This is a genomic window from Pseudomonas sp. Ors-4-3C (assembly GCF_055755035.1).
Map to the genome: position 1 here is coordinate 1288749 of NZ_CM146900.1, position 19733 is coordinate 1308481.

General features: G+C 60.5%; 19 protein-coding genes. 3 read left to right on the forward strand and 16 right to left on the reverse strand.

Annotated features, from left to right (window positions below; all coding sequences use genetic code 11):
• Positions 1-50: 50 nt before the first annotated feature.
• The 8 genes from ccoP (ACVHNU_RS05990) to ccoN (ACVHNU_RS06025) all read right to left on the reverse strand — a co-directional run bounded on the left by ccoP (ACVHNU_RS05990) (position 51) and on the right by ccoN (ACVHNU_RS06025) (position 6951).
• Positions 51-1034 carry a cytochrome-c oxidase, cbb3-type subunit III gene (gene ccoP / locus ACVHNU_RS05990; RefSeq protein WP_003223372.1) on the reverse strand — a complete coding sequence of 328 codons (984 nt, stop codon included), beginning with the start codon at positions 1032-1034 and terminating at the stop codon, positions 51-53.
• On the reverse strand, positions 1031-1216 hold the full coding sequence (locus ACVHNU_RS05995; protein WP_003175465.1) for a CcoQ/FixQ family Cbb3-type cytochrome c oxidase assembly chaperone: 186 nt from the start codon (positions 1214-1216) through the stop codon (positions 1031-1033). The genes ccoP (ACVHNU_RS05990) and ACVHNU_RS05995 overlap by 4 nt, the downstream gene beginning before the upstream one ends.
• 6 nt (positions 1217-1222) lie before the next feature.
• Complete coding sequence (gene ccoO, locus ACVHNU_RS06000; RefSeq protein WP_003223378.1) at positions 1223-1831, reverse strand: cytochrome-c oxidase, cbb3-type subunit II; 609 nt, start codon at positions 1829-1831, stop codon at positions 1223-1225.
• A complete protein-coding gene (ccoN, locus tag ACVHNU_RS06005) occupies positions 1831-3273 on the reverse strand; it encodes a cytochrome-c oxidase, cbb3-type subunit I (protein ID WP_003223381.1) in 1443 nt (480 codons plus the stop codon). Before ccoN (ACVHNU_RS06005) ends, ccoO (ACVHNU_RS06000) begins: the two co-directional genes overlap by 1 nt.
• Before the next feature lie 481 nt (positions 3274-3754).
• Positions 3755-4708: a cytochrome-c oxidase, cbb3-type subunit III gene (gene ccoP / locus ACVHNU_RS06010; protein WP_003223384.1), complete on the reverse strand. Its 954-nt coding sequence runs from the start codon at positions 4706-4708 to the stop codon at positions 3755-3757.
• Positions 4705-4902, reverse strand: coding sequence for a cbb3-type cytochrome oxidase subunit 3 (locus ACVHNU_RS06015; RefSeq protein ID WP_262142342.1), 198 nt, complete (start codon positions 4900-4902; stop codon positions 4705-4707). The genes ccoP (ACVHNU_RS06010) and ACVHNU_RS06015 overlap by 4 nt, the downstream gene beginning before the upstream one ends.
• Before the next feature lie 5 nt (positions 4903-4907).
• Positions 4908-5516 (reverse strand): cytochrome-c oxidase, cbb3-type subunit II, encoded by a 609-nt coding sequence (gene ccoO / locus ACVHNU_RS06020; RefSeq protein WP_003223389.1) that lies wholly within the window; start codon positions 5514-5516, stop codon positions 4908-4910.
• 10 nt (positions 5517-5526) lie between these two features.
• Complete coding sequence (gene ccoN, locus ACVHNU_RS06025; RefSeq protein ID WP_103368400.1) at positions 5527-6951, reverse strand: cytochrome-c oxidase, cbb3-type subunit I; 1425 nt, start codon at positions 6949-6951, stop codon at positions 5527-5529.
• A 93-nt stretch (positions 6952-7044) separates the two neighbouring features.
• On the opposite strand from ccoN (ACVHNU_RS06025), the gene ACVHNU_RS06030 reads away from it, so the two are divergent.
• Together ACVHNU_RS06030 and ACVHNU_RS06035 are read left to right on the forward strand one after the other, a co-directional pair.
• A complete protein-coding gene (locus ACVHNU_RS06030; RefSeq protein WP_473019203.1) occupies positions 7045-7722 on the forward strand; it encodes an alpha/beta family hydrolase in 678 nt (225 codons plus the stop codon).
• Positions 7723-8936: 1214 nt separating this feature from the next.
• A complete protein-coding gene (locus ACVHNU_RS06035; protein ID WP_473019204.1) occupies positions 8937-9296 on the forward strand; it encodes a DUF6124 family protein in 360 nt (119 codons plus the stop codon).
• Between the two features lie 771 nt (positions 9297-10067).
• On the opposite strand, the gene ACVHNU_RS06040 is transcribed toward ACVHNU_RS06035, so the two are convergent.
• The 3 genes from ACVHNU_RS06040 to inhA form a co-directional block, all read right to left on the reverse strand.
• Positions 10068-11633 carry a methyl-accepting chemotaxis protein gene (locus ACVHNU_RS06040; RefSeq protein WP_003223402.1) on the reverse strand — a complete coding sequence of 522 codons (1566 nt, stop codon included), beginning with the start codon at positions 11631-11633 and terminating at the stop codon, positions 10068-10070.
• A 102-nt stretch (positions 11634-11735) separates the two neighbouring features.
• Entirely contained in the window at positions 11736-12527 is a 792-nt protein-coding gene (locus ACVHNU_RS06045) for a lysostaphin resistance A-like protein (RefSeq protein WP_473019205.1), read from the reverse strand.
• A 235-nt stretch (positions 12528-12762) separates the two neighbouring features.
• Complete coding sequence (gene inhA, locus ACVHNU_RS06050) at positions 12763-13449, reverse strand: isonitrile hydratase (protein ID WP_473019206.1); 687 nt, start codon at positions 13447-13449, stop codon at positions 12763-12765.
• Positions 13450-13538: 89 nt separating this feature from the next.
• On the opposite strand from inhA, the gene ACVHNU_RS06055 reads away from it, so the two are divergent.
• Positions 13539-14522, forward strand: a complete 984-nt coding sequence (locus ACVHNU_RS06055) for a GlxA family transcriptional regulator (RefSeq protein WP_473019207.1) — start codon at positions 13539-13541, stop codon at positions 14520-14522.
• Here the strand turns inward: ACVHNU_RS06055 and ACVHNU_RS06060 are convergent.
• The 5 genes from ACVHNU_RS06060 to ACVHNU_RS06080 all read right to left on the reverse strand — a co-directional run bounded on the left by ACVHNU_RS06060 (position 14491) and on the right by ACVHNU_RS06080 (position 19615).
• Positions 14491-15384: an alpha/beta fold hydrolase gene (locus ACVHNU_RS06060; RefSeq protein ID WP_473019208.1), complete on the reverse strand. Its 894-nt coding sequence runs from the start codon at positions 15382-15384 to the stop codon at positions 14491-14493. The genes ACVHNU_RS06055 and ACVHNU_RS06060 overlap by 32 nt on opposite strands.
• A gap of 178 nt (positions 15385-15562) precedes the next feature.
• A complete protein-coding gene (locus tag ACVHNU_RS06065; RefSeq protein WP_226500291.1) occupies positions 15563-16201 on the reverse strand; it encodes a BRCT domain-containing protein in 639 nt (212 codons plus the stop codon).
• A 12-nt stretch (positions 16202-16213) separates the two neighbouring features.
• Positions 16214-16603 carry a hypothetical protein gene (locus tag ACVHNU_RS06070; protein WP_473019209.1) on the reverse strand — a complete coding sequence of 130 codons (390 nt, stop codon included), beginning with the start codon at positions 16601-16603 and terminating at the stop codon, positions 16214-16216.
• Positions 16604-16995: 392 nt separating this feature from the next.
• Entirely contained in the window at positions 16996-18822 is a 1827-nt protein-coding gene (locus tag ACVHNU_RS06075) for a glycoside hydrolase family 15 protein (protein ID WP_473019210.1), read from the reverse strand.
• Positions 18815-19615, reverse strand: coding sequence for a glucose 1-dehydrogenase (locus ACVHNU_RS06080; protein WP_103484097.1), 801 nt, complete (start codon positions 19613-19615; stop codon positions 18815-18817). The genes ACVHNU_RS06075 and ACVHNU_RS06080 overlap by 8 nt, the downstream gene beginning before the upstream one ends.
• Positions 19616-19733: the final 118 nt, after the last annotated feature.

Below are 19733 nucleotides of genomic sequence, written 5' to 3' on the forward strand. Positions count from 1 at the left end.
CCCCCGCCAGAGCACTGGCGGGGGATTCTTCATTGCATCAAGCCCTGGCTTTACTGCGCCTCGGCTTCCGGCGCTTTTTCACCGTGGGACAGGCTGTAAACGTAAGCCGCCAGCAGGTGCACCTTGTCGTTGCCTTGCAGTTGTTCCTGGGCAGGCATCTGGCCCTGACGGCCGTAACGGATGGTCTGCTGCAGTTGCGCGAAGCTCGAACCGTAGATGAACGCGGCCGGGTGGGTCAGGTTAGGCGCGCCCATCGCCGGGGTGCCTTTGCCTTCGGGACCGTGGCAGGCCACGCAGTTGGCGGCGAAGAGTTTCTGGCCGTTGGCCGGGTCAGCCTTGGTGCCTTCCGGCAGTTTACGGCCATCAAGTTGAGTCACCACGAAGGCTGCGACGTCGGCTACACCTTGTTCGCCAATCACTTCGGCCCAGGCCGGCATCACTGCGTGACGACCGCCCATGATGGTGGTCTTGATGGTTTCCGGCTCGCCACCCCAGCGCCAGTCGGCGTCGGTCAGGTTCGGAAAGCCATAGGCGCCCTTGGCGTCGGAACCGTGGCAGACCGAGCAGTTGGAGGCGAACAGACGGCCACCCATCTTCAAGGCTTGCGGGTCCTTGGCAACTTCTTCGATCGGCATCGCCGCGAACTTGGCGAAGATCGGACCGAACTTGGCGTCCGAGCGGGCCATTTCCTTTTCCCATTCGTGCACGCCGGTCCAGCCGGTCTTGCCGTTGGCGAACGCGGTCTGCTTGTCGTTATCGAGGTAGTTGTAGCCCGGCAGCAGGCCTTTCCAGTTGCCCAGGCCCGGGTACAGCACCAGATAACCCAAGGCGAACACGATGGTGCCCACGAACAGCATGAACCACCATTTCGGCAGTGGGTTGTCGTACTCCTCGATCCCGTCGAAGGAGTGGCCGACCGTTTCGTCCGTCTGTTCGCTGCGCTGGCCCTTACGGGTCGACAGCAGCAGCCAGGTCAGGGCGAAGATCGTACCGAGACTGAGGACTGTGACGTACAGACTCCAGAATGTAGTCATTCTTTGTTACTCCTAGAAGCTTGCTCGACGTGCTTGATGGCTTCGGGATCATCCGCAAAAGGCAGCAAGGTTGCGTCTTCAAACTCCGACTTGCGCTTGGGGCTGAACACCCACAACGCCAAACCGATGAAGGCCACCATCACGACAACGGTGCCCAGGCCTCGAATCATCCCGATATCCATTAAGAATCACCGTTTGCTTTTGATGATGGTGCCCAGGCCCTGAAGGTAGGCCACCAGCGCGTCCATTTCGGTTTTGCCCTTCACGGCATCTTTTGCACCGGCGATGTCTTCGTCGGTGTAAGGGACGCCGAGCGTGCGCAACACTTCCATTTTCTTGGCCGTGTCTTTGCCGTCGAGCTTGTTTTCCACGAGGAACGGGTAAGCCGGCATTTTCGACTCAGGCACCACGTTGCGCGGGTTGTACAGGTGCGCACGGTGCCAGTCATCGGAGTAACGACCGCCGACACGAGCCAGATCCGGGCCGGTACGCTTGGAACCCCACAGGAACGGGTGGTCCCAGACGCTTTCACCGGCGACCGAGTAGTGGCCGTAGCGTTCGGTTTCAGCGCGGAACGGCCGGATCATCTGCGAGTGGCAGCCGACACAACCGTTGGCGATGTAGACGTCGCGGCCTTCCAGTTCCAGTGCCGAACGCGGCTTCATGCCTTCGACCGGCTTGTTGGTGACGTCCTGGAAGAACAGCGGAACAATCTGGGTCAGGCCGCCAATGCTGACGGCGATGACCATGAAGAAGGCCAGCAGGCCAATATTCTTCTCGACAGCTTCATGCTTCATCAGTGAGCTCCAACGACAGCGATCTGGGCAGCGGCTTCGGCTTCAGCCGGGTTCGAGGCGCGCACGGTGCGCCAGACGTTGTAAGCCATCAACAACATGCCGCTGGCGAAGAATGCACCGCCCAGGGCACGGACGATGTAGCCCGGGTGGCTGGCCTGCAGCGCTTCGACGAACGAGTAGGTGAGGGTGCCGTCATCGTTGATTGCACGCCACATCAGACCCTGAGTGATGCCGTTGACCCACATCGAAGCGATGTACAGCACGGTACCGATGGTCGCGAGCCAGAAGTGCGCGTTGATCAGGCCGACGCTGTGCATCTGCGCACGACCGAACAGTTTCGGGATCATGTGGTAGATCGCGCCGATCGAAATCATCGCCACCCAGCCCAAAGCGCCGGCGTGGACGTGGCCGATGGTCCAGTCGGTGTAGTGCGAGAGCGAGTTGACGGTCTTGATCGCCATCATCGGACCTTCGAAGGTCGACATGCCGTAGAACGCCAGCGACACCACGAGGAAGCGCAGGATCGGGTCGGTGCGCAGCTTATGCCAGGCGCCCGAGAGGGTCATCATGCCGTTGATCATGCCGCCCCAGCTTGGCGCCAGGAGGATGATCGACATCGCCATGCCCAGCGATTGTGCCCAATCCGGCAGTGCGGTGTAGTGCAGGTGGTGCGGGCCGGCCCAGATGTACAGGGTGATCAGCGCCCAGAAGTGCACGATCGACAGGCGATAGGAGTAGATCGGACGTTCGGCCTGTTTCGGCACGAAGTAGTACATCATCCCGAGGAAGCCGGTGGTCAGGAAGAAGCCCACGGCGTTGTGGCCGTACCACCACTGGATCATCGCGTCGGTCGCACCGGCATAGGCCGAGTAGGACTTGAAGAAGCTGACCGGCAGGGACGCGTGGTTGACGATGTGCAGCATCGCGGTCACGACGATGAACGCGCCGTAGAACCAGTTACCGACATAGATGTGCTTGGTCTTGCGCTTGGTGATGGTGCCGAAGAACACCAGCCCGTAGGAGACCCAGACAATGGCCAGCAGAATGGCGAGCGGCCATTCCAGCTCTGCATATTCCTTGGTGGTGGTGTAACCCAGCGGCAAGGTAATGATTGCGCCGACGATCACCGCTTGCCAGCCCCAGAAAGTGAAGGCGGCGAGGCTGTCGGAGATCAGTCGCGTCTGGCAGGTTCGCTGCACGACATAGTAGGAAGTGGCAAACAGTGCACAACCACCGAAGGCGAAAATCACCAGGTTTGTGTGCAACGGGCGCAGGCGTCCAAAGCTCGTCCACGGCAGACCGAAGTTCAACTCCGGCCAGACCAGTTGCGAGGCGATGAAGACACCGAGCCCCATGCCAAGGATCCCCCAGACCACCGTCATGATGGCGAACTGGCGGACTACCTTATAGTTATAAGCAGTCGGACTGATTGCTGTGCTCATTCTAAGGTTCCACGGTTTGGGTGTTTTATTAGGATTAAAATCGGCCGCAAGTATGCAGAGAGCAGGGGGTCATTGCAACGCGCCATGACCTGGGTCAATGCTTTCCAACGCTGATTCTGCGGCCTTTCCATACGCCGCGTAAGGACAAAATTGGCCTCGGACAAAATGTCGCAGCGGACGAAAAAAGCGAGGGGTTCAGGTCAGTTGTAACGGGGTGTGTTCGAACGCGCTGATCGGGTGACGGACGGTCATCGACGCGACAGCCGGTATCTACCGGGCTTTGCGCCCTGTCAGTCAGGCGATTTGTCGAACACATCGCTCAAGGTCGACCTGGAACCGGCACGGGCCAGTCCGCATCGAGCAAGCGTAGACCCGAATCGGAGGATTCGAAAGGAGAGGGTGTGACGGGGTGCGACAATGCGTCGCAAAGGGGCGGGATGCTGCCGCACCGAGAACGGTGCGGCAGATATGTACGCAATGCTTATTGCTTGTTGTCTTCAGTAATCAGTTTTTCTGTATTCAATCCATGGCTAAGGCTGTACACATAAGCTGCGAGCAGTTGCACTTTATCGTTGCCCAACAGTTCGTTCTGTGCCGGCATATGGCCTTGGCGACCGTGGCGGATGGTCTGCTCCAGCTGCGTCAGACTCGTACCATAAATAAATCCGGCCGGGTGCGTCAGATTCGGCGCACCCATGGCTTCAGTGCCGTGGCCGGTTGCCCCATGACAGGCTACGCAGGTGGTGCTGAACGCTTGCTGTCCGGCTTGCAGGTCCGCCTTGCTGTCGGCGGGCAGTGGCAGGCCGGCCAGTTCGTGACGCACATACGCCGCGACGTTCTTCACCCCGGCTTCACCCAGCACGTCGCCCCAGGCTGGCATTGCCGCCATCCGGCCACCCATGATGGTGGTCTTGATGGTCTCGGCATCGCCGCCCCAGCGCCAATCGCTGTCGGCCAGGTTAGGGAAGCCGAAAGCGCCCTTGGCGTCGGAACCGTGACACACCGAGCAGTTGGAAGCGAACAGTCGGCCACCCATTTTCAGCGCCTGCGGATCCTTCGCCACTTCTTCCACCGGCATGGCGGCGAATTTGGCGAAGATCGGCCCGAATTTGGCGTCGGCCTTGCTCATTTCCTTTTCCCACTCGTGGACGCCGGTCCAGCCGTCCTCGTAGCCGGGCAGGATGCCTTTCCAGTTGCCCAGGCCCGGATACAGGATCAGATAGCCCACGGAGAACACCAGCGTGCCGGCGAACAGCATGAACCACCACTGCGGCAGCGGGTTGTCGTACTCCTCGATGCCGTCGAAGCTGTGGCCCATGGTCTGGTCGACGCTGCCCTTGGTCTCGCCCCGACGCGTGCCGATCAGCAGCCAGGTCAGGCCGATCAGGCTGCCGATGGTCAGTACGCAGATCCACGTACTCCAGAAGGTGGTCATGGCCGGGTACTCCTTGTTTCAGATACTGGTTGGGTGTCGGGTTGCGGCTCGTCGGCGAACGGCAGCAGGCGCGCTTCGGCAAACTCCGGGGTGCGCTTGCGGTTGAACACCCAGATCGTCAGGCCGACGAAGGCGACGAACACCACGACGGTGCCGAGGCCGCGAATCAGCCCTGCACTCATTTCAATGATCATCGTGCTCACCTCTTGCTCTTGATCGCAGTGCCGAGCACTTGCAGGTAGGAGACGAGGGCGTCCATTTCGGTCTTGCCCTTGAGGCTGGCGACCGCGCCGCTGATGTCGTCGTCGGTGTACGGCACGCCGAGGGTGCGCATGGTCTTGAGCTTGGTTTCGGTGTGGCTGCTGTCGACCGCTTGCGTCACCAGCCACGGGTAGGCCGGCATCTTCGACTCGGGCACGACGTTGCGCGGGTTGTACAAGTGCGCGCGGTGCCAGTCATCCGAGTAACGCGCGCCGACCCGGGCCAGATCGGGCCCGGTACGTTTCGAGCCCCAGAGGAACGGGTGATCCCACACGCTCTCACCGGCCACCGAGTAGTGCCCGTAGCGTTCGGTTTCGGCACGGAACGGGCGGATCATCTGCGAGTGGCAACCGACGCAGCCTTCGCGGATGTAGATGTCGCGGCCCTCCAGTTGCAGCGCGGTGTAGGGCTTCATGCCTTCCACCGGTTTGTTGGTGACGTCCTGGAAGAACAGCGGGACGATCTGGGTCAGGCCGCCGATGCTCACGGCGAACACCATCAGCAGCATCAACAGGCCGACGTTCTTTTCAATCGTTTCGTGTTTCATGGCGGACTCCTCAGGCCATCTGCGCGGCAGCAACGACGTCAGCAGGCTGCGAGGCCCGCACGGTGCGCCAGGTGTTGTAAGCCATCAGCAACATGCCGCTGAGGAAGATCGCCCCACCCACCAGACGCACGATGAAGCCTGGGTGGCTGGCCACCAGGGTTTCGACGAAGGAGTAAGTCAGCGTGCCGTCCTCGTTGACTGCGCGCCACATCAGGCCCTGGGCGATGCCGTTGACCCACATCGAGGCGATGTACAGCACGGTGCCGATGGTCGCGAGCCAGAAGTGCGCGTTGATCAGGCCGATGCTGTGCATCTGCTCTTTGCCGAAGACTTTCGGGATCATGTGGTACAGCGCGCCGATCGAGATCATCGCCACCCAGCCGAGCGCGCCGGCGTGGACGTGGCCGATGGTCCAGTCGGTGTAGTGGGAGAGGGCGTTGACGGTCTTGATCGCCATCATCGGCCCTTCGAAGGTCGACATGCCGTAGAACGCCAGCGAGACCACGAGGAAGCGCAGGATCGGGTCGCTGCGCAACTTATGCCACGCGCCCGAGAGGGTCATCATGCCGTTGATCATGCCGCCCCAGCTCGGTGCCAGCAGGATCAGCGACATCACCATGCCCAGCGACTGCGCCCAGTCCGGCAGCGCGGTGTAGTGCAGGTGATGCGGGCCGGCCCAGATGTACAGAGTGATCAGCGCCCAGAAGTGCACGATCGACAGGCGATACGAATACACCGGACGTTCGGCCTGTTTCGGCACGAAGTAGTACATCATCCCGAGGAAACCGGCGGTGAGGAAAAAGCCTACGGCGTTGTGGCCGTACCACCATTGCACCATCGCGTCGGTCGCACCGGCGTACACCGAGTAGGACTTGGTCAGGCTCACCGGCAACTCGAGGTTGTTGACGATGTGCAGGATCGCCACGGTGATGATGAACGCGCCGAAGAACCAGTTGCCAACGTAGATGTGCTTGGTCTTGCGCTGCATGATCGTGCCGAAGAACACGATGGCGTAGGCGACCCAGACGATGGTGATCAGGATGTCGATCGGCCATTCCAGCTCGGCGTATTCCTTGGAACTGGTGTAACCCAGTGGCAGGCTGATCGCCGCTAGCAGAATGACCAACTGCCAGCCCCAGAAGCAGAACGCGGCGATTTTCGGCGCGAACAATTGCGTCTGGCAGGTGCGTTGTACCGAGTAGAACGAACTGGCGAACAGCGCACAGCCACCGAAGGCGAAGATCACCGCGTTGGTGTGCAGCGGGCGCAGACGGCCGAAACTGGTCCAGGGCAAATTGAAGTTGAGTTCGGGCCAGACCAATTGGGCCGCGAGAAAAACCCCGAGCCCCATGCCGACGATGCCCCATACCACCGTCATAATGGCGAATTGGCGGACCACCTTGTAGTTGTAGGCGGTACTGATAGAAGTGTTCATGGTTCCCCATCCACGGTTCAGCCGAAGTGAGCGCGCGCAAGACGCCGCGAATCCTTCGTCTGGAGTTATAGGCAGACTAAAAGCGAGGCAAGCATGGACAAACAGCACAAGGCCAGTATTGACGGGGATCAATGGGCGCAGTGTGTGCGGGCTCATGGGTGGTTGTGGAATGCCGCGTCGGGCGAGGCTTCGGCGACTCTGATCCTGGCGCATGGGGCGGGGGCGCCGATGGACAGTGAGTGGATGGCGGATATGGCTGGGCGCCTTGCTGCATTGGGCGTGAACGTGTTGCGGTTTGAGTTTCCTTATATGGCGCAGCGGCGGGAGGATGGCAGTAAACGGCCGCCTAATCCGGCGCCGAAACTGCTTGAGTGCTGGCGCGAAGTGTTCGCTGAAGTGCGACGTCATGTCGCTGGGACTTTGGCCATCGGTGGTAAGTCCATGGGCGGGCGGATGGCCAGTCTTTTGGCTGACGAATTGGACGCCGATGCGCTGGTTTGTCTGGGGTATCCGTTTTATGCGGTGGGGAAACCCGAGAAGCCGCGGGTTGAGCATTTGGCTGGGTTGAAGACGCGGACTTTGATTGTGCAGGGGGAGCGGGATGCGCTTGGCAATCGGGACGCTGTCGAGGCTTATGATCTATCGCCGAGTATTGAGGTGTTTTGGTTGGCCTCTGGGGATCATGATTTGAAGCCGTTGAAGGTTTCGGGGTTTACGCATTCGGATCATTTGGCTTCGGCGGTGGAGAAGGTTGCCGGGTTTCTTCGTTGAGGTTTGGTTGGGGGTGTATATCCGTTGCTGCGGTAACGGCCACTTAGGGTTTCGCCCTGACGGCGACTCACTTTTTTTACAAACGCCTAAAAAAAGTAAGCAAAAAAACGCTTGCTCCTGCGTTCGGCCCGCTCGCTGGGGCTCGGGGTCCCTTCGCTCCGGGATTGATCCGGGGGCAGCGCCTCCGGTTTGCTTCGCTGCACCTCCTCTCGCTGTGTTTGGCTGCGCCAAACGGTCGCTGCGCTCCCACCCCCGGATCAATCCCTCCACTCAGCCTTCCGACGTCGCCCGTGGATCAAGATCAAGAGCGACAGCCGAGCTTGCGCTCATCCTGGAGTGGGGCGGCTGCGCCGCGTGCGGGTTGTACGTATCTTCCCTGTAGGAGCTGCCGCAGGCTGCGATCTTTTGATCTTGATGTTGTGGGAGCTGGCCTGTCAGAGATGACGGCCTACGACCCGACCATTCTGTTACTGATGCACCCGACCCAACTGTAGGAGTGAGCCTGCTCGCGATAGCGCCCTGACATCCAACTAATTCCTGACCAAATGCACTCAATTCATTGTGGGAGCTGGCTTGCCAGCAATGGCGGCATTACAGCCGACCAATTCCTTACTGATGCGCCCGGTCCAAATGTGGGAGTGAGCCTGCTCGCGATGGCGGTCTGTTACCTGACCGATGTCCTGCAGATTGCATGCAGTCCCTGTGGGAGCTGGCTTGCCAGCGATGGTGGCATTACAACCGACCAATTCCTTACTGATGCGCCCGGTCCAAATGTGGGAGCGAGCCTGCTCGCGAAAACGGTCTGACAGACACCATAAAAAAACAGGGTGTTTGCGGATTTTTCTGTCGGTAAACGCAATCCTGCAGGCGCGTTTAAATCACACAAACCGTTACGCCACCGGACCTACAACACCTTGCGCCGTTACCTACGCGTACGCCAGAATCCGCCGGCTTACGCGGCTATGGGCCGGGCGATATCGTTTCCCTGTCACTGAGAATCAGTGATCGGGTTTGGTAGCCCGTCTGTAATAGCTGTATGGCAACACCTATTCAGTCTCTTTCTTGAGGCTTGGTTTTATGGTGGTCATGCGTGGGGCTCATTCGTGAGCGCCGGGTTCCTATTGCAGCCGGTCTACCAACCCGCGTATGGCCGCCACCCATCGTTTGGTAGCGTGGGTGATGGCTCCTTGGAATCTGCGATAGGAGTTACATCCATGTTCAAAGCCACGCCCAATCCACCAAAAACTGATCCAACCCCTCACCACCCCGAGTTTGAGTCGCAAAAGACAAAAGACGCCGCCGACCGCGCACTCGACTATTACCTCGACCCCGATATCCCGAAGTACTTCCCACCCAAGGCCCGCCCCATCTACATGGTCGATCCCACGCTCGATGACGAAACACTGCTCGTCGAAGCCTGTGAATCACTGTCATCAGCCAACGCCATGGCCGGCAATATCGCCAACTCGGTGAAAGGCCCTGAGCGCAAACCGCTGCTGGCGCTGCAACAGGTGATCATGCTGAACGAGCTGTTGGTCAATCGACTGCTGGATAAGCTGCGGTTGCCTCAATAATTTTGCTGGCCGTTATGGCCTCATCGCGAGCAGGCTCACTCCTACAGAGGATCGTCGCCGGGCACATGCTCTGTGATTACCGCAGATCAACAGTGGGAGCGAGCCTGCTCGCGATTGCGATCTGCCAAGCGCCATCAATTTCAAATAGGCAATAAAAAACCGGAAGGTTTCGCTAGCCGGTTTTCACGATCAAAAGATCGCAGCCTGCGGCAGCTCCTACACAGTTACTTGTAGGAGCTGCCGCAGGCTGCGATCTTTTTGGATTTACTTTGTAATGGGTAGCCTGCCAGTGATCACAAATTTATCGAACACTTTCTGACCATCACGCGCGGCTTGCCGAACATCCAGGAATGTCAGTTCATCACGAACTTTCTGTTTGTGGGGTTTTTGCGTGGGGTATGTATTCATGCTGGCCGATCTGCGTGATTGAGTAGCGACCGGCAAACGATAGAACTTGGCTGCACCGAGCACCAGTCGGCGCATTCTGGCGCAGTTGTAGGCAGTGTCTGCATTGCCTGAGTGAGATCGTCGTTGGCAGAGAAGGCCTCATCGCGAGCAGGCTCGCTCCCACATTTGGAATGCATTTCCCTGTGGGAGCGAGCCTGCTCGCGAAAGCGATCTGCCAAGCACCATCACTTTCAGACCAGCAACAAAAAACCCGGAAGCTTTCGCCGTCCGGGCTTTGAAGATCAAAAGATCGCAGCCTTCGGCAGCTCCTACATTGGAATGCATGTTCCTGTAGGCGCTGCCGTAGGCTGCGATCTTTTGTTTTTAGCGGTTAAACCGCTCCACCAACGAGTACTGCGTGTTGGCAGTCTTGGTCAGCTCTTCACTCAGCAGCGCCGAGTTATGCGCCTGTTCCGAGGTCTGGTCTGCCAATTCCGAAATGTTGCTGATGTTGCGGCTGATTTCTTCAGCCACTGCACTTTGCTCTTCGGTCGCCGCAGCGATCTGCGTGGTCATGTCGGTGATGTTGGCCACCGCTTCGCTGATCCCGACCAACGCCTGATCCGCTTCCAGCACCCGCGCCACACCTTCTTCGGCCTGGCGATGCCCGGCTTCCATGGTTTGTACGGCGCTGGAGGCAGTCTGCTGCAGCTTGGCGATCAGGGCATGGATCTGGCCGGTGGATTCGCTGGTGCGTTGCGCCAGTTGGCGCACTTCGTCAGCTACCACGGCGAAGCCACGGCCCATTTCGCCGGCACGTGCTGCTTCGATGGCGGCGTTGAGCGCGAGCAGGTTGGTCTGGTCGGCGATGCCTTTGATCACGTCGACCACGCCGCCGATTTCGTCGCTGTCCTTGGCCAGTTGAGTGACGGTCAGGCCGGTTTCACCGACCACCACCGACAGGCGCTGGATGGCTTCGCGGGTTTCGCCAGCGATGTCGCGGCCGCGGCCGGTCAGGCGATTGGCTTCCTGCGTCGCGTCGGCAGTGCGCTGCACGTGGCTCGCCACTTCTTGCGTGGTGGCAGCCATCTGGTTGACGGCGGTGGCGACCTGTTCGGTTTCCACGCGCTGACGTTCCAGACCGCTGGAGCTGTTGTGCGCGAGGGCGTCGGATTGCTTGGCCTGATCGGTCAGGTGCTCGGCGGTGTCCTGCAGACGGGTCAGGCAGGTTTTCAGGCGGGCTTCCTGGCTGAGGATCGACATTTCCAGACGCGCCTGCGCGCCACGGCTGTCGGTGTACATCTGCGCGATCAGCGGGTCGGAGGTGGTCTGTTCGGCCAGGCGCAGCAGGCGCTTGAGCCCGCGTTGTTGCCATTGCAGGCCCATCAGGCCCAGCGGTACCGACAGACCAGCGGCCAGGGCGAAGCCCCAGTGCGAGTTCAGGGTCGCGCCGATCACGAAGCTCAGTTGGCTGACCAGAATGAACGGCAGCCAGTCCTGCAGCACCGGCAGCCATTTGTCGCTGGAAGGAATTGCCGACTTGCCCTGGTTGATGCGTTGGTAGAGCGCTTCGGCACGGCGGATCTGTTCGGCAGTGGGTTTGATCCGCACCGACTCGTAACCGACCACCTGATTGCCGTCGAACACCGGTGTCACGTAGGCGTTGACCCAGTAATGGTCACCGGATTTGCAGCGATTCTTGACAATGCCCATCCATGGCAAGCCTTGTTTCAGTGTGCCCCACATGTGCGAAAACACCGCCGCCGGGACGTCGGGGTGACGAACCAGGTTGTGCGGCGCACGGATCAGCTCTTCACGCGAAAACCCGCTGATTTCGACGAAAGCGTCGTTGCAGTAGGTGATCACGCCTTTGGCGTCGGTTGTGGAAATCAACCGCTGCTGAGCCGGGAAAGTCCGTTCGCGTTGTGTAATGGGCTGGTTATTACGCATGGTTTTTCAATCCGCAAGGCTTTGAAAGGTTGTCGGCGCTGTCAGGAAATTATTGAAGTTTTTTTTCAGATATAAGTACGGCGTCGCAAAACCGCTCTTGCTTCAAGCGGCCAGCATCGGATAGGTGAACAGCGCAAAATGCAGCAGATTCAGCCCGAAATGCGTGGCGATCGCTGCCGCCAATCCACCGAAACGGTAAGCCAGACCATAGCCGACACCCGCCAGCCCCGCGAGCAACACCCAGTGCCAGCCAGCACCCGCATGTGCCAGGCCGAAGATCAGCGACGCCAGCAGCAGGGCGAGATTGTCGCCGTGGGGCAGGTGCTTGAACAGGCGGCTCAGGCCTCCCTGTATATAGCCGCGAAACAGCGCCTCCTCGACCAGGGTCACCAGCAGCAGATTGTTCAGCAACCACAACCACGCCTGATCGGGCCACTTCGGCGCCCAGGCGATCATGCCGAACAGAAGCGCTCCCCCCAGCGCCATTACGGCGCTCAATGTCAGGGCGAGGGCGCTGGCGAACACCGTCAGACGCAGCGAGCGTGCCGCGACGATCCACGGGCAGGCCAGCAACAGCCAGAAGCCGAGCAAGGGTTTGTCCAGATTGAGGTACATCACAAAAGGCACGGCGTCGTCGGTGAAGCGCATCCGGGCGATGGCCCGACCGTTGTCGAACCCCGGCAACCAGTGCAGCGCCAGTGACAGGGCGAGGAAGATAAACAGCGCGTGTCCCAGCAACCGCGCCACCGGCACCTGCTGTTGGCGCACGGCGAAACCGGCCACCAGCAACAATCCGACCGAGATCAGCGCGAGCCAGCTGAGGTGGCCAATGCTCAGCGCCCACCCGTAACCGAGGCTGAGAAGCGCCAGATAGACCCATGGCAACGCCTTCATCGAAAGTCCTTGTGCAGAATTTTGTGGAAGGGCTTTCTACACGGGTGGGGGCGTTGGGACAAGTCAAGGTGTGGCGGGAGGTGGGGACAACACAAAGCACGATCGCCAGACCCGGATCCCTTGTGGGAGCGGGCTTGCTCGCGAAAGCGGTGTATCAGACAACATCCATGTCGCCTGACACACCCTCTTCGCGAGCAAGCCCGCTCCCACAGTAGATCTGTGTGTGGCTGAGGAATCAGCGCAAATCGAGCTTCGCCGCAGCGCGCTCGGTGATTTCCGTGCGCAGTTTCAACGACGCCGCTGCACGATTACGAGCCTCTTCGACGACAGCACTCGGCGCCGTCTGCGGACTGCCCGATTCAAACGGCGGGGCCGGCGCATATTCCAGTTGCAGTTGGATCAACTGCGCCGCCTCAGCCCCCACCAGTTCGGCGGCCAGCTCCAGCGCAAAGTCGATCCCCGCGGTAATCCCGCCACCGGTAAACAGATTGCCGTCGCGCACCACCCGGTCCTGCACCGCAATCGCGCCGAGTTTCGGCAGCAGTTCGTGATAGGCCCAGTGGGTGGTCGCGCGTTTGCCTTTTAGCAGGCCCGCCGCGCCCAGCACCAGCGAACCGGTGCACACCGACGTCACATACCTAGCTTGCGCCGCCTGACGCTTGATGAAGCCCAGCGTCTGCTCATCTTCCATCAGCGGCCCGACCCCGGCGCCGCCGGGAATGCAGATCACATCCAGATTCGGGCAGTCGTCGAAGGTGGTGGTCGGTTTCAGCAGCAGGCCGGTGCTGGCGGTGACCGGCACCAGATCTTTCCAGATCAGATGCACCTGCACGTCCGGCAGCGAGGCCAGCACGTCATAGGGGCCGGTCAGGTCCAGTTGCTGCACCTGTGGAAACAACAGAAAACCGATCTGCAACGTCATGGGGGATTTCTCCATTTGAGGGGTGGACGGCTTCACTGTAGGCGCGTAGGTTCTGGCGCATACGCCAATCACCCCACGAATTACGCCAAATGCCCAAAGTCATCCATGTACTCGCGTTTGCCAACATGCAGATCCTCGATGTCACCGGCCCGTTGCAAGTGTTCGCCTCGGCCAACGACATCGCTCGCCAGCGCGGCTTGCCCGTGCCGTATGCGCCATCGGTGATTGCCTGCGAAGGCGGAGCGGTGATGTCCTCGGCGGGGCTGGCGGTGCTCGCCGAGCCGTTGCCGCAAGACGCCAGCGACACGCTGATTATCGCGGGTGGTTGGGGGATCTATCCGGCATCCGGAGATGAGTCGCTGGTGGATTGGGTACGCGAGCACGCAGCGAAATGTCGACGCGTGGCCTCGGTGTGTACGGGGGCATTTCTACTGGCGGCGAGCGGCTGGCTCGACGGGCGCCGCGTGGTCACCCACTGGACCCGTTGCGAGCAACTCGCGCAGCAGCATCCGAAGCTGCAGGTCGAAGCCAATCCGATCTTCATCAACGACGGCCCGGTCTGGACTTCGGCAGGCGTCACCGCCGGCATCGATCTGGCACTGGCGATGGTCGAGGAAGATCTGGGCAGTGATATTGCTCTCGACGTCGCCCGGCATCTGGTGGTGTTCCTCAAACGGCCGGGCGGGCAGTCGCAGTTCAGTGTGACCCTGGCCCTGCAGAATCAGGGCAATCGCTTTGATGAACTGCACGCCTGGATCGCCGAAAACCTCACCTGCGACCTCGGCGTCCCGACCCTGGCCGAGCAGGCCGGCATGAGCCAACGCAGTTTCGTCCGCCACTACCGCGCCGACACCGGCCAGACCCCGGCCCGCGCCATCGAACTGATCCGCGTCGAAACCGCCCGCCGCCTGCTCAGTGACACCGGGCTGCCAGTGAAGCGAATCGCGGCCAATTGCGGCTTTGGCAGTGAAGAAACGTTGCGCCGCAGTTTTCTGCGGGCGATTGGCGTGACGCCGCAGGCGTATCGGGAGCGGTTTTCGGTCAGCGCTGCAGCAGATCCAGTAATGCCTTGAGCGTTTGCTGCGGGGCTTCTTCGGGAATATTGTGGCCGGCACCGGGCAGCACGCGCCTTTCGTACAGACCGGTGAAGTGCGCAAGGTCTTCATCGACTTCCGGCGCCGGACCGACCCCGTCGTCGGCACCGCACAGGGAGATAGTGGGCACGCTGATCGGCGGTTGTTTGATCAACGCGTCTTCCATCCATTGCAGCGCCGGATCGCCTGCGGCGTACATGAAGCGATGACGGTAGGAATGAATCACCACGTCAACGAAGTCCGGGTTGTCGAAGGCCGGTGCGCTCAGCGGATAACGTTCGGCGTTGCGTGCCCAGGTCGGTGACCACAATTTCCAGAGCAGTTCACAGAACGCCTGCCGGTTTTGCGTCAGGCCCGCGACGCCGCGTGGCGTGTGGAAATAGTACTGGTACCAATAACGGTGCTCGGTCTCGGGATCCAGTGGTCGGGTCGAATTGGCGATGTCCTGCACGTTATAGCCATCCCCCGTCACCAGCCCGCGCACCCGCTCGGGAAACAACGCCGCAACGATGCACGCTGCCCGACCGCCCCAGTCGTAACCACAAAGCGTGGCCTGTTCGATACCCAGCGCATCCATCAACTCCAGCAAATCCTGAGCGAGGGCCGCTTGCTGGCCGGAACGCAGTGTTTCGGGGTGGTTGAAGCGAGTCGGCCCGTAACCGCGCAGGTACGGGACGATCACCCGATAACCGTGGGCGCCGAGGGCGGGGGCGATTTCATCGTACGCCCGAGGCGAGTAGGGGAAACCATGCAGCAATATGACCGCGTCGCCGGTGGACGGGCCGTGCTGTTCAAAGGCAACGGTCAAGTTGGGTGTCGGTACGCGTTGAATGTCAGACACGGCAGACTCCACGGCAATGGGCGTCAGGCAACACTAGACCATTATTTTGTGGCGAGGGAGCTTGCTCCCGCTGGACTGCGCAGCATGTCCATTCGAGTATGGGGTCGCTTCGCAACCCGGCGGGAGCAAGCTCCCTCGCCACAGGGGGGAAGCGCCACTTGTTGGCCTCCGTTCCTGGTTAGCCGAACAGCACCTTTTGCCAATGATCTTCGCTGATGATCGCAATCGGCACGCCGCTCTCTCTAAGTTCTACGGCTTTCTTGATCTTGGTGCCGTAGGTGCTGTGAAGCCACTGATCATTGCCAATGCTGCCGACCACCAGATAATGAATTTTTTTGCTGACAGAACCACCGATAAGGCCGCCGCGTTCGAGGATCTGCGACTCACACTCCTTACGCGGCCCGTAGGCCATGACGCCTGTAAACAGGAAGACCCGATCAACCAGGCATAACTCCGGGGCAGGGTTGTCGAGGGGAAGGCTGGCAGGAGCGGCAAACGTTGGTGTTTGTGTTGGTGCAACTGGCAGCCCAGTGAACTGATGCAGCATTTCCAACAGCTCCGCGGACTCGTCGGCGTCTAGAACTCCATCACTGAGCATGTCGGCAAGACGTCTGTAAAGGATGTTCACAACCGGATCATCCAAGTGCACCAAATGGGTTTCAATCCAGGTTCTGAGAAACTCGGCTTCTTGCTGGTTGATCGTGCCGTCAGCGGCAAGACCGGCTGCGATGCCGATGAGAGCATCGACCGAGCGCCGCTCAATCCTTGCCTGATGAAAGAAAGCGCTGCTCTGAAATTCCTGATGCAAATCGACCATCGTTGCTTCTCCTTAAGCCTCGGCTTCCGTCACCTGATTGAAATACTTCGTCCGATCCGGGGTAAACGTTACCCGCATCTTCGTCCGCGAGCAGGTCAGTGAGCGTTCTTCAGCCAGATCAATATCCAGATCCTCGCCCCGCAAGCCCTGCCACTGGGCGAGGTATTTCAGTGAGCCGTATTTCTCGTTTTTCTTCAGGCTGCGGCTCACGCCTCCTTTCCAGCCGAGTACCGGCAGTTCGCCGGCGAGGCATTGTTGCGCAAGGTCGGGGAAGCGCGTGGCGCGCTGGCGGCCGATTTCCCAGCATTTGATCAGGCCTTTGTCGGCGGCTTCCCAGAGTTGGGTGCGAGTCAGGCCGGTGCGCAGGGGCGTGGCGATGGGGCGATGGACATGCAGGGTCATTCTGGTTCCTTGAATTCGGGTTTTATTGGACAGCTCCGCTGTGCCCGTTGCGGTGGATGGTAGGGGGGGATGTAACAGCTGGCAACAGGGTATTTCAGGGTGTAAGTGCAGGTTACTGGGGAGGGATTGGGCGGAGATTGTTTAGACGAAGTAGGAGCTGAATGACCTGGCGTGTGGCGAGGGAGCTTGCTCCCGCTCGGCTGCGAAGCAGGCGCAAAGCCAGACAATGCGGTTCTTCTGGAGAAGTGGGGACGCAGGGATTGGGGCCGCTTCGCGACCCGGCGGGAGCAAGCTCCCTCGCCACAGAAGTTCACCAACGTTTATTTTTGTGTAGGAATCAGTCCTGCAAAAGCCGCGTTGTAAGGGATATTTCCGACAGAGTGCGGCGAATATTACGGCTGCCAAACACTCTTCTCCCCACTCAAACGCCGATCCAGAAAACTCGCCGCGCTGATCAGCGCCAGATGCGTCAACGCCTGCGGGGTGTTGCCCAGATGCCGGCCCTTGCTGTCGAACTCTTCGGCGTACAGCCCCAGCGGGTTCGCATAGCGCAGCAGTTGTTCGAACTCCAGGTGGGCCTTTTCCACCTGACCGGCCCGGGCCAGGCATTCGACGTACCAGAACGAGCAGGCAGCAAATGCGCCTTCGGTGCCGGTCAAACCGTCGATGTTGGCGTCATCGTTGCGGTAGCGGTAAACCATGCCATCACGCACCAAGTGCTTTTCGATCGCTTCAAGGGTCGACAACCAGCGCGGGTCCTTGGCGCTGACGAAGCGCACCAGCGGCATCAGCAGCATCGAACCGTCGAGCGCGGTGCCGCCCTTGTACTGGACGAAATGCCCGCGCTCCTCGTTCCAGAAGTTGTCCCAGATGTCGGCGTAGATCGCCTGGCGGGTCTGGTCCCACTGGGCGAACGGTGCCGGCAGTGAGCGTTTCGAGGCCAGGCGAATCGCCCGGTCCAGTGCCACCCAGCACATCAGTCGCGAGTGCAGGAAGTGATGTTGCTCACCGCGCATTTCCCAAATGCCTACGTCGGTGGTCTGCCAGGTCTCACATACCTGATCGACCACTTCACGCACATGTTTCCAGCCCTGATGGGAAATCGCGTCGCCGTACTTGTTGACCAGATATACCGCGTCCATCAGTTCGCCAAAGATATCGAGCTGAATCTGGTCGTACGCGCCATTGCCGATGCGCACCGGCTGCGCGCCGCCATGACCGGAGAGGTGGGAGAGTTCGGTTTCCGGCAATTCCTGACGGCCATCGATGGCATACAGGATGTTGAGTTTGGTTGACTGCCCATGACAATCGCTGACCCGCCCGCGCAGCCAGCCCATGTAGGCGTTGGCCTCAGCGACAAAGCCCAAGCGCATGAACGCGTAAACGGTGAACGAGGCGTCGCGGATCCAGGTGTAGCGATAGTCCCAGTTGCGCTCGCCGCCGGGGGTTTCCGGCAGACCGAAGGTGGCGGCGGCGAGGATCGCGCCGTGCTTGCGCGAGGTCAGCAGTTTCAGCGCCAGCGCCGAGCGGTTGACCATTTCCCGCCAGCGTCCGCGGTAGTTGGACTGGCCGATCCAGTCGCGCCAGAACTTCAGCGTGCGTTCCACGCACATTTTTGCGCCGTCATCCTTGAAGCGTGGATCGTCGGCCCCCCCGAGGAGGAATTCGGCGCTCTGATCCTGGTTCAAACTGAACGTTGCGACGGCCGATTCGCCATCGATCTGCAGCGCCTGATCCGCCACCAGCCGCAGCGACGGCTGACCCTCGGCGCTGAAAATCACCGATTGTTCATCCATCTGCGCCCGGGTGTTGGCGCGGGCGTAGTCATGGCGCACTGCGCAGCGCATATGAAAGGTGGCCTGGCCGCTGACCACCCGCACCCGGCGCATCAGCAGCGGCAGGTCATCGACACTGTCGCCGATCGGCAGCAGGTCGGTGATCTCCACCACCGCATGTTCGCTGAGCCAGCGGGTTTGCAAAACGTTGGTGTCCGGCAGGTAGATCTGCTCGCGCCGGGCATCGGGCAAGTCCGGGGCGAGCTGGAAAATCCCCGCCTCGGGCGTGTCGAGCAGCGCACAGAAGATCGACGGACTGTCGAATTCCGGCCAGCAGAAAAAATCCACGCTGCCCTTGTCGTTGACCAGTGCGGCACTGCGCAGGTCGCCGATGATGCCGTGGGCGTCGATCGGGCTTTGTCGTTCAGGATGATGCTCAGCCATTGCCACGAAACTCCGGATAAAGACTCATGCCGCCGTCGATGAACAGGGTGGTGCCGACGATGTAGTCGGCAGCGTCGGAAGCGAGAAACACCACCGCGTTGGCGATGTCCTCGACATCACCGATGCGTCCGTAGGGAATCAGATCCAGCAGTTTTTCGCCGGCTGCGCCTTCGGTGGCGTCTTGGTTGATGGCGGTGCGAATCGCTCCCGGCGCGATGCTGTTGATGCGGATGCGCTGATGGCTGACTTCCTGGGCGAGGGTCTGCATCAACTGATCGACGCCGCCCTTGGAGGCTGCGTAGTTGACGTGCCCGGCCCATGGAATGCGCTGGTGCACCGAACTCATGTGAATGATCTTGCCGGCGGCGCGGGACACGCCTTCACGCACGCCTTGCCGATTGAAAATCCGCAGCGCGGCGCGGGCGCAGAGGAACTGCCCGGTGAGGTTGACGCCGATCACCGTGTTCCAGTCTTCCAGCGTCATGTCCACCGCCGCGGCGTCCTTTTGCAGGCCGGAATTGGCCAGCAGAATGTCCAGCGAACCGAAGGCGTCCAGAGTCTCGGCGAACAACCGTTCGACCTCGTCCTCCTTCGACACATCGGCACCGATGGCCAGCGCCTGACCGCCATCGGCAATGATCTGCCGGGCCAGTGCTTCGGCGGGTTCCGCCTGACGGTTGTAATTGATGACGACTGCTGCACCGGCAGCGGCCAGGGCTTTGGCGGCGGCGTGGCCGATGCCGGAGCTGGCGCCGGTGATCAGGGCTACTTGTCGGGCGAGGGAAATCTGCATGCGAAGTCGTGCCTTGCGTGAGGGCCTATTTAGCTGACTGGTCGCAAGCCATGAGAGTTCAAGAGCAAAGATCAAAAGATCGCAGCCTTCGGCAGCTCCTACATGGAAATGCGATCAC

Bases quoted from the DNA above. Each gene is read 5' to 3' on its own strand.
- ACVHNU_RS06015 (WP_262142342.1), bottom strand. From the start codon at position 4,902: ATGATCATTGAAATGAGTGCAGGGCTGATTCGCGGCCTCGGCACCGTC.
- ACVHNU_RS06035 (WP_473019204.1), top strand. From the start codon at position 8,937: ATGTTCAAAGCCACGCCCAATCCACCAAAAACTGATCCAACCCCTCAC.
- ccoP (WP_003223372.1), bottom strand. From the start codon at position 1,034: ATGACTACATTCTGGAGTCTGTACGTCACAGTCCTCAGTCTCGGTACG.
- inhA (WP_473019206.1), bottom strand. From the start codon at position 13,449: ATGACGTTGCAGATCGGTTTTCTGTTGTTTCCACAGGTGCAGCAACTG.
- ACVHNU_RS06065 (WP_226500291.1), bottom strand. From the start codon at position 16,201: ATGGTCGATTTGCATCAGGAATTTCAGAGCAGCGCTTTCTTTCATCAG.
- ACVHNU_RS06075 (WP_473019210.1), bottom strand. From the start codon at position 18,822: ATGGCTGAGCATCATCCTGAACGACAAAGCCCGATCGACGCCCACGGC.
- ccoO (WP_003223378.1), bottom strand. From the start codon at position 1,831: ATGAAGCATGAAGCTGTCGAGAAGAATATTGGCCTGCTGGCCTTCTTC.
- ACVHNU_RS06080 (WP_103484097.1), bottom strand. From the start codon at position 19,615: ATGCAGATTTCCCTCGCCCGACAAGTAGCCCTGATCACCGGCGCCAGC.
- ccoN (WP_003223381.1), bottom strand. From the start codon at position 3,273: ATGAGCACAGCAATCAGTCCGACTGCTTATAACTATAAGGTAGTCCGC.
- ccoP (WP_003223384.1), bottom strand. From the start codon at position 4,708: ATGACCACCTTCTGGAGTACGTGGATCTGCGTACTGACCATCGGCAGC.
- ACVHNU_RS06045 (WP_473019205.1), bottom strand. From the start codon at position 12,527: ATGAAGGCGTTGCCATGGGTCTATCTGGCGCTTCTCAGCCTCGGTTAC.
- ccoN (WP_103368400.1), bottom strand. From the start codon at position 6,951: ATGAACACTTCTATCAGTACCGCCTACAACTACAAGGTGGTCCGCCAA.
- ccoO (WP_003223389.1), bottom strand. From the start codon at position 5,516: ATGAAACACGAAACGATTGAAAAGAACGTCGGCCTGTTGATGCTGCTG.
- ACVHNU_RS05995 (WP_003175465.1), bottom strand. From the start codon at position 1,216: ATGGATATCGGGATGATTCGAGGCCTGGGCACCGTTGTCGTGATGGTG.
- ACVHNU_RS06040 (WP_003223402.1), bottom strand. From the start codon at position 11,633: ATGCGTAATAACCAGCCCATTACACAACGCGAACGGACTTTCCCGGCT.
- ACVHNU_RS06030 (WP_473019203.1), top strand. From the start codon at position 7,045: ATGGACAAACAGCACAAGGCCAGTATTGACGGGGATCAATGGGCGCAG.
- ACVHNU_RS06055 (WP_473019207.1), top strand. From the start codon at position 13,539: ATGCCCAAAGTCATCCATGTACTCGCGTTTGCCAACATGCAGATCCTC.
- ACVHNU_RS06070 (WP_473019209.1), bottom strand. From the start codon at position 16,603: ATGACCCTGCATGTCCATCGCCCCATCGCCACGCCCCTGCGCACCGGC.